Source organism: Colwellia sp. (assembly GCF_013214175.1).
Taxonomy (GTDB): domain Bacteria; phylum Pseudomonadota; class Gammaproteobacteria; order Enterobacterales; family Alteromonadaceae; genus Colwellia.
Genome location: NZ_JABSPA010000011.1, coordinates 79,614 through 95,291, shown reverse-complemented (window position 1 = coordinate 95,291; position 15,678 = coordinate 79,614). Strand labels below are relative to the sequence as shown.

Below are 15,678 nucleotides of genomic sequence, written 5' to 3'. Positions count from 1 at the left end.
TTTACCGGTGAGCACGTTATTAAATTATAATCCTATGAAATATTACTTCTCTATCAATATAACGACTCAAGAATTCCTGCCCTATTATCAAGGCAAAGTGCAAAATGTCGTGGTAACCACAACCCAAGGCATTAAAGTTCAATTCCCAGCCATGCATCTACGAAAGTACCTGACCGCAAATGGTATCCAAGGCCACTTTTGTTTACAAACCCAGCAGAACAAGTTTTTAGCCTTATCTAAAGTTAAATAATTTAAGCTAAACGTCCTTAAATAGAGTAAACACTTGAAACAGTGGTCTGACCATTTTGTTAGTGTCTTTACTGTTATAGCTTTAACAAATCAGCGTTATTTCATCAACTTATAAAACAATGACCGTTTTGTAATGATTTGTTTTTAAACGCTAGTTTTAAACATGCTATTAAAACCTTTGCTGGTTTCAATGCAAGTCATTAAAATATAGCGCTTTAACTCTCACCTTTACGCTTGCTACCTAAGTCAAATGATGTAATTATTGTTGCCGTTAGATAAACAATAAAACAAAAACTAACTTTTGATTACATTTATAGAGATGAATTTTCACAGATATTTTATCTTTTAGTATCATGTTTGAATAGGGGAGAGATTAGATGAAACACAAGCCTCAACATGGCTTTGCCAAAAAACCTTTAGCTGTAGGTATTGCTGCTGCGCTTTCGATAACATTGTTAACCTCAATGGTTAATAGTGTTCAAGCAGCAAGATTTGAGTTAGGTGATGTAGAGATCAGTTTTGATTCTACCTTTAGCATCGGCTCAAGCTGGCGCACAGAAAATAGAAATTGGAATGACAATGTTGGTAAGTCTAACAACGCCAATAGTGGTCTTGATTTTAGCAATTACAATATATTCTCTCCAGCGATACCGAAAGAAGATATTTGGGCGCAAGGTAAAGGCGGCTACTCCACCAATGGTGACGCGGGCAACTTGAATTACAATGCCGGTGAAAGTTTTTCTAAAATATTCAAAGGTGTGCATGAATTAGATATTCATTATCAAAATGTCGGTATTTTTGTTCGTGGTATGTATTTTTATGATTACGCCATGATGGATGACGATAGAGCTTCATCAAATGCAATTACCGGTAATGTTTTTGATCCCTGTCGTGACAGCGAAGCTAAAAAGCAAGTCTGTCAAGATGTTCGCTTACTTGATGCTTATGTTTATGGCGACTTTGAAATAGCTGAAATGCCTTTCTCTGTACGTCTTGGTGATCAAGTTATTAGCTGGGGTGAAAGTACCTTAATTTCTCATGGCATTAGTGAGATAAATGCTGTTGATATTGCGCGTTTACGTGCACCCGGTGCCGAATTAAAAGAAGCCTTTATTCCTGTTGGTACCTTGTGGGGTTCATTGGGCATAACAGATAACTTCAACGTTGAAGCCTATTATCAGTACTCTTGGGAAAAGACCATACTGCCACCACCAGGTAGTTATTTTTCTACCAATGATTTTGCCGGTGATGGTGGACAATATAATAATGTCCAGTTAGGTTTTGGCGGTAATCCTGATATGAACTTAGATTACCTAATGGGTGGCTTAAATGATATCGGTAGTGGTTTAAGAGCTGACCTAGCTGCAGCTGCATCTATTGCTGATCCAGTAGAAAGAGCTAAAGCCGAAGGTGCAGCTAAAGCTAAAGCTGGCGGAATGTACTCGGCTTATGCTGGTAATATTACGTTAAGAGCGCCCGGCTCTAAAGCTGAAAATGAACCCGATGGTGGTGGCCAATATGGTTTGCGTTTATCTTGGTTTATTCCTGAACTGAATGATACTGAAATTAGTTTGTATCATGTAAATTATCATAGCCGTCGTCCAATATTTTCAGGCGTCACCGCAGATTTTGGTGCTGTCGCTGGGGATATTGGTTATTTAGCGGTTAATGAAATTACCGAAGCTAACTATACTGAATTAAATACTTTTTCTCGTGTTGAACTGGATTATCCAGAAGACATTAAAATGTACGCGATGAGCTTTAACACCACTATCGGCACCACTGCCTTTGCTGGTGAAGTGAGTTACCGTCAAGATGAACCAATGCAAATAGATGATGTTGAATTGCTTTTTGCAGCGGTACCACAGCAACTTGCTAATACAGGTAGTCCAGAATATGCCGCTTTAGACGGTGTTTCACAAATGGTGCAAGCTGATGGCACGCCATACCAACCAGGTCAAACAGCACAAGGATATATTTTATCCGATACCGTGCAAGCACAAGCGACCTTAACACATTTGTTTGGTCCTACTTTAGGTGCAAGTCAATTTGTTGGTTTAATTGAAGTCGGTGGTATCAATATTAATGATATGCCCGAGCAAAGTGAATTACGTTTAAATGGTCCAGGTACTGCGCGAAGTGGCAGCACTGGTGGCCTTATGCAGGTATTACAAGGTGGCACTGAAACTAACCCATTCCCAACAGAATTTGCTTGGGGCTATCGTGCGGTAGTTAAAATGGACTATACCAATGTTTTTGCTGGTATCAATTTGTCGCCACGTATTGTCTTTGCTCATGATGTTAAAGGTATTACACCAGATCCACTGTTTATGTTTATTGAAGACCGAAAGTCAATGTCTTTAGGTTTGAAATTTGATTACCAAAGTAAATGGTCAGCAGATATAAACTACAACAGTTTCTTCGGTGGTGTCGGCACTACCAACCAGATGGAAGATCGTGACTATGTATCTTTCAGCGTAAGTTATTCAATCTAATTTAAGGCAGTAATCATGAGAAAAAACATGAATAAAGTCACATTATTATCATTGACCATCTCTATGGTCTTATCAACAGGTGCTTTAGCTAAAGTACCTAGCGATCAAGTGGCAAAATTGTCAGCGGAATTAACGCCAGTTGGCGCAACTCGTGCAGCGAATAAAGACGGTTCAATTCCTGAGTGGAAGGGCGGGATTACTAAAGCTCCTGCGGGATATACGGTTGGTGATCACCATATTGATCCTTTTCCTAATGATAAAATACAATTCACCATTACTGCAAGTAATGTTGCTGAGTACAAAGGGCTGTTAACACCAGGTCAAATCAAGTTATTTGAGACCTATCCTGATACTTATAAAATGAATATTTATCAAACACGTCGTAGTGCTTCTTACCCTGAACATGTTTATCAGGCTGTGCGTACTAATGCTTCACGTGCAGAGCTGGTTAAAGAAGGTAATGGTATTCAAGGGGCTGCTGTTGGTATTCCTTTTCCTATGCCAGCCAATGGTTTAGAAGCGATTTGGAACCATACCCTGCGTTATCGTGGTGAATCAGTCACCCGTTCTGCAGGTCAAGCGGCACCTACAGCATCAGGTAATTTTACTTATATTGGTTTAAAAGAAACATTATTATTACCTTACAGTGTTAAGGGCGCCTCACCTGAGGAACTAGAAAATACTAATATTTTATTTAAATTTAAACAAAAAGTGACAGAGCCAGCACGTTTAGCGGGTACTGCTTTGTTAGTACATGAAACCATGGATCAGGTGAAAACACCTCGTCAGGCTTGGACCTACAATACCGGTCAACGTCGTGTTCGTCGTGCGCCAAATGTTGCTTATGATGCACCTGGAACAGCAGCAGATGGTTTAAGAACTACTGATGATTTTGATATGTATAATGGCGCGCCAAATCGCTATAACTGGACATTAAAAGGCAAGCAAGAATTGTTGATCCCTTATAATGACTACCGTCTTCATAGTGATGAACTTAAATATGAAGATATTATACAGCCAGGGCATATCAATCCAGACCTAGTGCGTTATGAAAAACATCGTGTTTGGGTGGTAGAAGCTAATCTTAAAGAAAATACTCGTCATATCTATAAAAAGCGTGTCTTTTATATCGATGAAGATAGCTGGCAAATAGCGGTGACTGATATTTATGATAATCGTGATGAGCTTTATCGCGTAGCTGTAGCCCATGCTATTAACTATTATGATGTACCGACACTTTGGTCAACACTTGATGTTTATCATGATCTGCAGTCGCGTCGTTATATTGCCATCGGCTTAGATAACGAAACGAAGATGTATGATTTCTCAACTAAACTTAATGAGCGAGATTTTACTCCCGCAGCCCTAAGACGAGAAGGTCGTAGATAATCAGTAATATGGAAACGGCTGACAGATGTTAGCCGTTTTTTTTAGCGCTGAATTAAGTGTTTGTTTAGTACATACTTTACTTAGTTCATAGTTCATAGTTTAATTTAGTTAAGTTTTACCTTTATTTTTATTACTATTTTTATTTTCAGAAATCAAAAAGAAAGAGTGTTGTTATGCGTTTATTAGTTGCTTTTGCAGTTATTTCTATTATTTCCCTTTCCTCCGTTCGTGCTGCAGACTTAGCTGTAACTTCTGCTACCTTAGCGCCTGCAACCGAATCGGCTTTAGCCAGTAAATCATTATTATTAGATATTTCCCCCATCGGCCAAAATAAATTAGTTGCTGTTGGCCAACATGGACATATTTTGTTGTCGAATGATGGTGAAAATTGGCAGCAAGCCAATGTGCCAGTCCAGGCAACATTAACCAGTGTTTATTTTTTAAATGATCAGCTAGGTTGGGCTGTTGGTCATGATGCCACTATATTACATAGTCAAGATGGTGGCCTTAACTGGCAAGTACAACAATATTTACCAGAACTTGAAAAACCCTTACTTGATATTTATTTTAAGAATGCCCAACAAGGTCTTGCTGTTGGGGCTTATGGGCAGGTTTTTCGCAGCAATGATGGCGGAACGACTTGGCAGAGTGAATTTCATCAAGAGTTTCTATTAGCCGACGATGTCGACTACATTAAAGAGCTCAAAGCCGAAGATGAAGAAGCATACCTAGATGAAATAGCTTTCATTTTGCCGCACTTCAACGGATTAGTGCAAGATGGCCGGACTTTATTCCTGTTAGGTGAAACTGGTTTGCTTGCTAAAAGTAATGACTTTGGTCTTACTTGGCAGCAATTTGACGGTTTTTACCAGGGCTCATTTTTCTCATTGGCTAGAACACAAAGTGGTAACATTTTAGTTGCTGGTTTACGTGGACATGTGTTTCGTAGCATAAAAAACGGCCAGCAATGGCAAGAAATAGCCACCAACACCACGGCATTGCTCAATGATATTGTTTTTTCTGATGATGAACGTATATTTGTTTTAGGGAATAATGGCATGTTACTGGTTAGTAGCGATGATGGTGAAAGCTTCAGCCAAAGACCTCAACAAGACGGTAAAACCTTAATTGCTGGTGTATGGTTTAAAGGGCGATTATTGGCCGTTTCAGATGTTGGTATTAAGGTATTGAATTTACCTAGCAATTAACAAACACAATCGTTTAAAAGCAGTTAAAAGCAATTTAATCATTAAATATAATAAAGTTCGGAATGAATCACTATGAAAATTTCTCTGGCTAGTCGTATTGAAGTAGGCCTATTTCGTCATAAATTCCTGGTGTTAATGTTATTTATCATCACCAGCGCATTTTTTATTTTTCAAGCGACACAAATTAGGCTTGATGCCTCGTTTACCAAAAACATACCGCTAAATCATAGCTACATGAAAACCTATTTAAAGCATAGGGCGAATTTTGGTGGCGCGAATACTATACTTATCTCGGTTTGTGATAATAGTGGTGATATTTTTAATCCCGGTTTTTTTGATGCCTTAAAAGGTGTGCATGACAAACTCTTCTTCATCCCAGGGGTTGATAGAATTCAAGTGAAGTCACTGTTTTCACCAAGTACACGCTTTGTTGAAGTGGTTGAAGATGGCTTTGCTGGCGGCCCCGTTATTCCCGCTGACTTTCAACCGACAACTCAAGGTTTAGCTGTTGTTAAAGCTAATATTGAAAAAGCCGGCATAGTCGGCAGTATTGTTGCCGATGACTATAGTTGTGCCATGGTTAAGGCGGCTTTATTAGACATTAACCCCGATACTGGCGAGAAGCTTGATACCCTAGAAATAGCGGGCCAGCTTGAACAGGAAATTCGTCAAGAGTTTGAGCGCGATAATATAACGGTTCATATCATTGGTTTTGCAAAAATGGTTGGTGATGTTGCCGAAGGTGCGAAAGGTGTGGTGCTATTCTTCGCGCTTGCCATTGGTATTACTGCGGTGATGGTATACATCTTCTGTCATTCAGTTCGTTTAACAATTTTACCTATTTTGTGTTCGTTAGTCGCGGTTGTCTGGCAAATGGGCATGTTGTCAACTCTGGGTTTTGGCCTAGACCCTATGTCTATTTTGATTCCTTTTTTGGTGTTTGCTATTGGCGTTAGCCATGGTGTACAAATGATAAACTCGGTCGTTAAAAAAGTCGCTATTGGCTTAACACCGGCATCAGCTGCACAAGCAAGTTTTAGAGCCTTGTTGATCCCAGGTGGTGTTGCCTTAGTTTCTGACACTGTCGGCTTTTTAACCTTGTTATCCATTGATATTGGCATTATTAAAGAGTTAGCTATCACCGCTTCTATTGGCGTGGCGATGATCATTTTAACTAACCTTATCCTACTGCCAGTATTGCTTTCTTATACCAAAATAAGAACGACGGCAAAAGTAGGGCAGTTAACTGAAGAAAGTGCTGTTTGGACATTCATGGCTAGTTTTGCCACTAAAGGTCCGGCAAGAGTGATATTAGTGCTTACGGCTATTTTATTTGCGGTAGGGTTTTATCAAGGGCAAGCATTAAAAATTGGCGAATTACACGCCGGTGCTCCTGCACTACACGAATCATCGCGTTATAACCAAGATACTTTCTTAATTACCGATAGGTATGCAATCAGTGTCGATTATATGTCTGTTATTATCGAAACAACTGAAAATGCCTGTACCTACTACGATACCATGGCTACGATCGATCGATTCCAGTGGCAGATGGAAAACGTTGCCGGTGTGCAATCTGCGGTAAGCTTAGCGTCTATATCTAAATTGGTGAATGCCGGTTATAACGAAGGTAACCCTAAGTGGCGAGTTATCCCGCGTAATCAACACACTCTGGTACAGTCCATTGCACGGGTACCTTCTTCAAGCGGCCTGTTAAATCATGACTGTAGTGTTATGCCGGTAATTTTATTCCTAGAAGATCACAAAGCAAACACCATCAATACGGTTATTGATGCGGTGAAAGCAGCAGCTGAAGAATTAGGCACCGAACAAGTTCAATTTAAGCTAGCTTCTGGCCCTGTCGGGGTTATGGCAGCCACGAATGAAGCGGTAGCAGAAGCACAATTACCTATGATGCTTTATGTTTATGGTGCTGTAATAGCGTTATGTTTACTTAGTTTTAGAAGCATTAGAGCAACAATCGTTGTGGTTGTGCCTTTATATGTGGTCTCTACATTAGCTCAGTGGTTGATGACAGTACTTGATATCGGTTTAACGGTATCGACTCTACCCGTTATTGCCTTAGGGGTTGGTATTGGTGTTGATTATGGTATTTATATACTCTCTACCATGAGCACTAAGCTTAAAGAGGGCATGAATGTCCATGATGCTTATTTAGCAGCATTAAAAGAGCGAGGCAGTGCTGTGTTAATCACAGGCTTAACGTTAGCGATAGGCGTTTCAACATGGTTCTTCTCGGATTTAAAATTCCAAGTAGATATGGGTATATTACTAACCTTCATGTTCTTGGTTAATATGTTGGCGGCTATTATTATTTTACCGGCACTGTCAGCCTTTTTATGGTCAAATAATAATAACGATAAAAACTAAAACCTAACCTTTTACGGAACAATTCATTGTTCATGTCAGTTTTAGAATGTTAGCTCTATATAAAAAATGACATTAAGCACTTAATTAAATACAAAACTGTATTATTAAGTGCTTTTTTTTTGCTGAAATCAAACAATTAACGGCAATGAATATTGCATAAATAAACAATAAAAAAGCCGTTTAACCAGTATCTATTTATCATTACTGCATAAACACTGTTAACTGTAAAATAAACTGTTCATTTACTTATCCACCTCTTGAAAAATAAGCCAATAAAATACAAAAAAACACTCGCAATAGCCTAAGTTTATTCATAAAATCCACGGTATAGTCTATTCTGATAGACAAAATATAAAAAAATAAAGCATAAATTCTATTCTAGTAACTTGTTTAGTTAAAAGTAATAGCCTTTATCAAAACCAAAAGTAATTATTCAAGCTTTCTTTTTAAAAGGAAAAGGAAACATCCATGGCGTTAGTAAACGGTTCACCCTCGGTTATTCTTAGCAATGTAGCAAAACTTATTCAACAGAAAGTAGATGGAAAAACAGCTCCCTTAGTGGAAAAGTTTGCCCAATTACTTTACGGCAACATGTCCTCATTAGATCTCGATCACCGTAATGAGAGTGATATGTATGGTGCTGCATTAAGCTTGTGGAGTTCACTTAACGAGCATAAAGATGATGCACCTGTTATCCATGTTTTTAATCCCTCGGTAAGTAAGAATGGTTGGAAGTCTAGCCATACTATTATCGAAGTGATTATTCAAGATATGCCATTTTTAGTGGACTCTATCCGTATCGCTTTAAACCGCTTAGGTTTATCACCACACTTGATGTTAAATGCGCCACTAAAAATAACTCGCGATAAAAAATTGGAAGTGACAGAATTAGCACCTATTGTTGATAATCATGTAAAAGCCAGTTCAGAAGAAACCATATTTTTAATTGAAATTGATCGTCAAGCTACCGAAAAAGAATTAAGTAGCATTAAAAACACCTTACTCTCTGTAGTTGAAGATATCCGTTTAACCGTCAGTGATTGGCAGCCGATGTTAGCTTGCTTAAAGAAGGTTATTGGCGATGTTGAAAAATCTAAGTACCCGGGCACCAAAGCGCATAAAGAAGACACTTTAAGTTTTCTAAATTGGATGGCGGCTAATAACTTTACTTTAATGGGCTACCGCTCATATGACGTAAAAGCCGTTAAGGGCGATATTTCATTAGAAGCCAATGTTGAATCTAGCCTTGGTTTAATGAAAAATTCGCCAGGTAACAAGTCACGTCTTGTATCAAGCCTTAGCGCAACAGGTCGAGAAGTAGCACTCGGTCAAAACCACCTTATTTTAACTAAAACTAATTCAAACTCACGTGTTCATCGTCCAGCGCAACTTGATTACATTGGGGTAAAACGCTTCGATGATAAAGGAAATGTTGTTGGCGAAGAACGCTTTATTGGACTTTTTGGCTCTGCTTATTACACCAATAGCGCGCTAGACTTACCGCTTATCAACTCTAAAGTGATGGCCGTATGTAAAGCATCTCCTTTTGCTAAAGGTACTCACAACTACAAAACGCTCATTAATATATTAGAAACCTACCCAAGAGATGAAATTTTACAGTCTTCGGTAGAAGAGCTATTGCACAATGTTACTGGCATTTTGCAGATGCAGGAACGTGACTATACTGGCTTGTTTGTTCGCCGTGATGCTTTTGATCGTTTCTACTCTTGTATGGTTTATGTACCAAGAGAGCGCTACAACACCAAATTACGTATTGAAACGCAAAACTTACTTCAAGAAGTATTTGATAGTAATGAAGAGGTTGAATTTACAACGTTCTTCTCAGAGTCGGTTCATGCTAGAACCCATTACATTGTTCGAGTTAACTCAACTAAAGCAGATATAGACGTGAAAGAAATAGAAAAGAATTTAAACGAAGCCGCCCGTAATTGGGATGATAAACTTGTCAGTGCTTTAGGAGCTAATCGTGGTGAAGCCGCAGCGAAAGCCCTGAGCCGTAAATATGTTAAATTTCCACAAGCTTATAAAGATGAAGTATTACCAGGCTCTGCCATTGTTGATATTGAAAAATTAGAAAATATCACCGCAGAAAATGATTTGGAAATGCTTTTTTATCAACCGCTTGAAGAGAAGCCTGATAGCCGTTTTGTTAGATTAAAATTATTCCATACTGGCGAACCTATTCACTTAAGTGATGTATTGCCAATGTTGGAGAACTTTGGTCTACGTGTTATTGGCGAAAGGCCTTATGCAATCCAAACTTCTGATGGCGAAACAAGCTGGATATTAGACTTTTCTATGTTCCTTACCGGTGAAGGTAAGTTCGATGTTTACAAAGTTAGAACGCTTTTCCAAGATGCTTTTGCTAAAGTATGGCATGGCGATTTAGAAGACGATGGTTTTAACCGCCTTATTTTAGGTGCCGGCATTGAAGGTCGAGCAGTGTCAATTTTACGTGCTTTTGCTAAGTATGAACGCCAAATTGGTGGTCGTTTTAGCCAGAGTTATATTGAAAACACCTTCTCTCGCTACCCTGATATGGCTGAATTACTGATTAAGTTATTTGTTTTACGCTTTGATCCAAAAAGTAAATCAACTGCTTCAGCGAAAGAAAAAGCAACCAATAAACTATTAGCAGAAATTGAGAGTTCACTTGATGATGTTGCTAACCTAGACGATGACCGCATTATTCGCCGTTTTGTCGAATTGATTAATGCAACTATCCGAACTAACTATTTCCAAGCTGACCCGGTGAAAGGTGATAAATCGTACATTTCATTTAAAATCCTTCCTGAGCTAATAAGCGAAATGCCTCAGCCAGTACCAAAATTTGAGATATTTGTTTATTCACCACAAATTGAAGGTGTGCATTTACGCGGAGGTAAAGTTGCTCGAGGCGGTTTACGTTGGTCAGATAGAAGTGAAGATTTCCGTACTGAAGTCCTTGGTTTAGTTAAAGCACAGCAAGTTAAAAATACTGTCATTGTACCAGTAGGCGCTAAAGGTGGTTTTGTCTGTAAACAATTACCTAATGGCTCACGTCAAGAAATTTTCGAAGCAGGTAAAGAGTGTTACCGTACCTTTATTCGTGCTTTGTTAGACATTACTGATAACATTGTTGCCGGCGAAGTTGTACCACCAAAAGATGTGGTTCGTTTAGATGATGATGACGCTTATCTTGTGGTCGCTGCTGATAAAGGTACGGCAACTTTTTCTGATGTTGCCAACGCCCTATCTGAAGAATACAACTTCTGGTTAGGTGATGCTTTTGCTTCAGGCGGAAGTGTTGGTTATGACCATAAAGCCATGGGCATTACTGCTAAAGGGGCTTGGGAGTCAGTTAAACGTCATTTCAGAGAAATGGATATTGATTGCCAAAGTACTGATTTTACCTGTATCGCTATTGGTGATATGGCGGGTGATGTATTTGGTAATGGTATGTTGTTGTCAAAACATATTCGCTTACAAGCAGCGTTTAACCATATGCATATCTTTATTGACCCTAGTCCAGAAGCCGCTAGTTCTTATGTAGAGCGTGAACGTTTATTTAATTTACCTGGTTGTACTTGGGAAGATTACAATAAAGAGCTTATTTCAAAAGGTGGCGGTATTTTCAGTCGTCATGTGAAATCCATCAAGCTGACGCCTGAAATCAAAAAAATGATCGGTACACAAAAACAAAGCATGGCACCTACTGACTTAATGCAAGCCATTTTAAGTATGAAGGTCGATTTACTGTGGAATGGTGGTATAGGCACCTATGTTAAAGGTAGCAAAGAAACACATTTAGAAGTTGGTGACAGAGCTAATGATACCCTACGTATTAATGGTGTAGATCTGCAAGCTAAAGTGGTTGGCGAAGGTGGTAACTTAGGTTTAACTCAACTCGGCCGTATCGAATATGCAGCTAACGGTGGTCGTATTAATACCGATGCAGTTGATAATGCCGGTGGTGTTGATTGCTCAGACAATGAAGTAAACATTAAAATATTACTAAATACCTTGGTGCAAAATGGTGATTTAACCATTAAGCAACGTAATAAACTCCTTCATGATATGACTGATGAAGTCGGTGATATAGTTATTGAAGATTGTTATCGCCAAACTCATTCGTTATCTATCACCGCTATGCGTGGTGCTAATCAGCTAAAAGAGCAAGTACGCTTTATTCATGAGCTTGAAAGAGCTGGGAAATTGAATCGCGCTCTAGAATATATTCCAGATGACGAAGAAATTGCTGATAGGTTAGCCCAAGGTAAAGGCTTAACTCGTCCTGAACTTTCGGTATTACTTGCTTACAGTAAAATGGTACTTAAAGATGATTTAGTTCATGTTGAAATTACTGATAACCCTTATCACAACAGTTTATTAATTGAAGCTTTCCCACGTCAGCTTCGTGAGCAGTATCAAGCCGAGATGCAATTGCATCCATTGCGAGCAGAAATTATTGCCACCAAACTTGCCAATAAAATTGGTAATGATATGGGCTTTAACTTTGTTAATCGCATGCAAGAAGAAACCGGTGCCAGTATTGCCGAGATTGCTAATTGTTATACTATTGCCAGTGCAGTGTTTGAGCTAGGTGAATTTTGGCAGCAAATTGAGGTGTTAGATAATCAAATATCTACCGCTATTCAAACTGAAATGTTGTTCCAATACCGCAGAACTGTTCGTCGCGTAACTCGTTGGTTCTTACGTCATCGTAACAAGTCACTTTCTATTGCAGAATCGATTGCCTTGTATCAACCAACATTTACCATTTTGTCTGAAAAGTTATTTAGCTTTATGATCTGTACTGAAGTTGAAGGATTAGAGCGTGTTGCAGCTGATTTAGTTGAGGCAGGCGTTCCTAAACTTGTTGCTACACGTCTTGCGCAGTTAAGCACTTTGTTTTCGACCATGGATATTGCTGAAGTTGCTCAGGAAAATAACTGTACAGTTGAGCAAGCAGCAAACTTATACTTCAAATTGGGTGCACGTTTAGAGTTACATTGGTTCTTAGACCAAATTACTCGCCAACCAGTGGCAAACCACTGGCAAGCACTGGCTCGTGCATCATTTAGAGAAGAGTTAGATTGGCAACAACGTTCATTAACGTCAGTGGTATTACGCTGCCAATGTGATGCTCAATTTGCTGACTTAGAGCAACTGCTTACTGAATGGATTGACGTAAATGAGCAACCACTTGAGCGTTGGAAGCACATTTTGGCTGACTTTAAAGTAGGCCAGTCTCATGACTTCGCTAAATTCTCAGTAGCGTTACGTGAATTAATGTTATTGAGCTTAAATTGCCAACCGGTTTCAGCTAAATAAAAACCAAAATAACTGTTAACTAAGTTTATTTTGGTCAAACAGAGCTAGCATATTGTAATGCTCGCTTTAACTGATAAAATCCTCGCCTAGCGGGGATTTTTTATTATTATTATTTACAAGTCGAGGCATTATGTTTTATCCAGCCATTCGTAAAGTTCTTTTTCAGTTTGACGCTGAAACCATCCATGAGTTGACTATTAAGGGCTTAAAAAGCACGGGGAAATCACCTCTTAATGTTTTTTATAAACAACAAGTACAAGATAAGCCGGTAACGGTTATGGGGATAAATTTTCCTAACCCCCTTGGTTTAGCTGCGGGTCTTGACAAAAATGGTGAGTGTATCAATGCCTTCGCTGCTATGGGCTTTGGTTTTGTTGAAGTTGGCACGGTAACACCTCGTCCTCAACCGGGTAATGATAAACCACGTATTTTTAGATTGCCTGAAGCTAACGCGATTATAAATCGTATGGGCTTTAACAATAAAGGTGTTGATTACTTAGTATCACAAGTACAAGCCGCTAACTTTAAAGGTGTTTTAGGTATTAATATTGGTAAAAATAAAGATACCCCAGAAGAAAATGCTAAAGATGACTATCTACACTGCATGCGTAAAGTCTACGATTTAGCAACGTACATAACGGTGAATATATCTTCTCCTAATACGCCAGGTTTACGATCGCTACAATACGGTGATGCATTAAATGATCTATTGTCAGCTTTAAAAGCTGAGCAGACAATACTTGCTGAAAAGTACGGCAAGTATATCCCGCTAACGGTTAAAATTGCGCCAGATTTAAATGAAGATGAAGTAAAGTCTATCGCTAAGTCTTTAATTGATAATGGCATCGATGGCGTTATTGCCACTAATACAACGTTATCTCGAGAAGGCGTTGAAGGTCTTGAGTTTGGCGGCGAGCAAGGTGGCTTAAGCGGTCAACCGGTAAAAGATAAAAGTACTCAGGTTATCAAAATATTAAGTGAAGCCCTTGATAACAAGCTACCAATTATTGGTGTTGGCGGCATAGCGTCAAGTGATGATGCCAATGAAAAGTTAGCTGCTGGCGCAAGTTTAGTACAAGTATATACCGGCTTTATTTATCAAGGACCACCGTTAGTTAAAGATATAGTAAACGGCTTGTAAGTGATGAAATGCCAAGTAGCCATTTGTAGTATTCTATTTTTGTGTTTTGTTACAAAGTGTTGCTTGTCTAGCCGTGCGGTTACGCTACACTAGCCGAGTAAATACCATCAAAAGAAAAATCATCAAAATAATAATTATGTAAGTGAGAAGTATCGATGAATGTCCTGAAAAAAAGTTTATTAGCTATTACCGTTGCAACGAGTTTAGTCGCCGCTACTGCAGCTATGGCGCAACCAGCAAGCTCTGAAAAACACGCTGTCTATGCAACCGAGTTACGCCAATCTATCTTTAAGTTATTGGGAAGTAACATGGGGCCATTGGGCGCTATGGCGAAAGGAAAAACGCCGGTTGATGCAACAATTGTTGAAAAAAATGCCACTCGCATCAACCAATTATCTTTGATGATAGCTGATTACACACGTACAGATACTTCAAAGTTCGATGTTGAAACGGAAGCTTTAGCCAAAATTTGGCAAGAAACTGACCATTTCAACAAAGATATCGACAAGCTAACCTTAGCGTCTGCTAAGCTAATTGCTGCGGCAAAATCTAACGATGAAAGTGCCATTAAAAAAGCGATTGGTGGTGTCGGTAAAACGTGTGGCGGTTGTCACAATGACTTTAAGAAAGATTAATTTATAGCATTATCGTTAAAATAACTTTGCCTTTAAAAGCCTTTGCATCTGCAAGGGCTTTTTTGTTGGCCATTATTAGGGAATACTGATCAGTGAACAAGAAATATTTAACGGTTAAAAATTAATAGGCAACTAGATAGTCACTGATAAATTTCTCATGTAATTAAAGACTTAATCGCTAGAATTAAAAAATTATATGTATTAAAATAACCACGGTTAATTTTAACAGTTAGTAACATTTAACAAAAATATAGGGATTTATCATGAAAAAATTATTAATTGCTTCTGCTTTATTAGTATCGACTTCTGCACTTGCAGATGCACCGGGTAGCCAATCTTGTGGTTGGGGCAACATGCTTTTCGCTGGTCAAACAGGCACTCCTAGTCATGTTTTAGCTGCGACAACAAACAACTCAACTGGTAACAATACTTTTGGTATGTCATTCGGTACTAACGGTTGTTCAACTAAAGGTACATTGACTTACGGCGGTAAGGAAATGATTGATGTTAGCATGATTATGGATGAGTTCAGTGAAGACGTTGCTCGTGGTGATGGTGAAGCATTAACAGCCGTTGCTGTTTCTTTAGGTGTATCAGAAGCAGACCGTGCTTTATTCAAGTCGACACTTCATAACAACTTCAATACATTATTCCCTTCAGAAGAAGTAACCACTGAGCATGTAGTTAGCTCAATGTTCTCTTTAATGAAAAATGACGAAACGTTAGTTAAATATACAGTATAGTTTCTAGTTGTTTTCGATGATAAAAGGCTGCTTCAGGTAGCCTTTTTTAATTAGTTAATTTATATTTTTCAACTTTCATTCAATACCACTACA

9 protein-coding genes are annotated in these 15,678 nt (G+C 38.7%); all 9 read left to right on the top strand.

Annotation, left to right across the window (positions count from 1 at the left end; genetic code table 11):
- Positions 1 to 34: 34 nt before the first annotated feature.
- Positions 35 to 250 (top strand): DUF2835 domain-containing protein, encoded by a 216-nt coding sequence (locus HRT55_RS19680; protein WP_291624024.1) that lies wholly within the window; start codon positions 35 to 37, stop codon positions 248 to 250.
- A gap of 376 nt (positions 251 to 626) precedes the next feature.
- Complete coding sequence (locus HRT55_RS19675) at positions 627 to 2,744, top strand: DUF1302 domain-containing protein (protein ID WP_291624023.1); 2,118 nt, start codon at positions 627 to 629, stop codon at positions 2,742 to 2,744.
- A gap of 27 nt (positions 2,745 to 2,771) precedes the next feature.
- Positions 2,772 to 4,133: a DUF1329 domain-containing protein gene (locus HRT55_RS19670; protein WP_291624022.1), complete on the top strand. Its 1,362-nt coding sequence runs from the start codon at positions 2,772 to 2,774 to the stop codon at positions 4,131 to 4,133.
- A 173-nt stretch (positions 4,134 to 4,306) separates the two neighbouring features.
- The gene (locus tag HRT55_RS19665; protein WP_291624020.1) at positions 4,307 to 5,341 is read left to right on the top strand and encodes a YCF48-related protein; all 1,035 of its coding nucleotides are present in this window, start codon (positions 4,307 to 4,309) and stop codon (positions 5,339 to 5,341) included.
- A 72-nt stretch (positions 5,342 to 5,413) separates the two neighbouring features.
- Positions 5,414 to 7,732 carry an MMPL family transporter gene (locus HRT55_RS19660; RefSeq protein WP_291624018.1) on the top strand — a complete coding sequence of 773 codons (2,319 nt, stop codon included), beginning with the start codon at positions 5,414 to 5,416 and terminating at the stop codon, positions 7,730 to 7,732.
- A gap of 468 nt (positions 7,733 to 8,200) precedes the next feature.
- On the top strand, positions 8,201 to 13,066 hold the full coding sequence (locus HRT55_RS19655) for an NAD-glutamate dehydrogenase (protein WP_291624016.1): 4,866 nt from the start codon (positions 8,201 to 8,203) through the stop codon (positions 13,064 to 13,066).
- A gap of 130 nt (positions 13,067 to 13,196) precedes the next feature.
- Entirely contained in the window at positions 13,197 to 14,207 is a 1,011-nt protein-coding gene (gene pyrD / locus HRT55_RS19650) for a quinone-dependent dihydroorotate dehydrogenase (RefSeq protein WP_291624014.1), read from the top strand.
- A 155-nt stretch (positions 14,208 to 14,362) separates the two neighbouring features.
- Positions 14,363 to 14,842: a cytochrome c gene (locus HRT55_RS19645; protein ID WP_291624012.1), complete on the top strand. Its 480-nt coding sequence runs from the start codon at positions 14,363 to 14,365 to the stop codon at positions 14,840 to 14,842.
- A 263-nt stretch (positions 14,843 to 15,105) separates the two neighbouring features.
- A complete protein-coding gene (locus HRT55_RS19640) occupies positions 15,106 to 15,585 on the top strand; it encodes a DUF3015 family protein (RefSeq protein ID WP_291624010.1) in 480 nt (159 codons plus the stop codon).
- The last annotated feature ends 93 nt before the right edge of the window (positions 15,586 to 15,678 follow it).

What these genes read in the sequence shown, in the direction of transcription:
- HRT55_RS19665 (WP_291624020.1), top strand. Translation starts at nt 4,307, where the DNA reads ATGCGTTTATTAGTTGCTTTTGCAGTTATTTCTATTATTTCCCTTTCC.
- HRT55_RS19670 (WP_291624022.1), top strand. Translation starts at nt 2,772, where the DNA reads ATGAATAAAGTCACATTATTATCATTGACCATCTCTATGGTCTTATCA.
- HRT55_RS19640 (WP_291624010.1), top strand. Translation starts at nt 15,106, where the DNA reads ATGAAAAAATTATTAATTGCTTCTGCTTTATTAGTATCGACTTCTGCA.
- HRT55_RS19655 (WP_291624016.1), top strand. Translation starts at nt 8,201, where the DNA reads ATGGCGTTAGTAAACGGTTCACCCTCGGTTATTCTTAGCAATGTAGCA.
- HRT55_RS19680 (WP_291624024.1), top strand. Translation starts at nt 35, where the DNA reads ATGAAATATTACTTCTCTATCAATATAACGACTCAAGAATTCCTGCCC.
- HRT55_RS19645 (WP_291624012.1), top strand. Translation starts at nt 14,363, where the DNA reads ATGAATGTCCTGAAAAAAAGTTTATTAGCTATTACCGTTGCAACGAGT.
- HRT55_RS19660 (WP_291624018.1), top strand. Translation starts at nt 5,414, where the DNA reads ATGAAAATTTCTCTGGCTAGTCGTATTGAAGTAGGCCTATTTCGTCAT.
- pyrD (WP_291624014.1), top strand. Translation starts at nt 13,197, where the DNA reads ATGTTTTATCCAGCCATTCGTAAAGTTCTTTTTCAGTTTGACGCTGAA.
- HRT55_RS19675 (WP_291624023.1), top strand. Translation starts at nt 627, where the DNA reads ATGAAACACAAGCCTCAACATGGCTTTGCCAAAAAACCTTTAGCTGTA.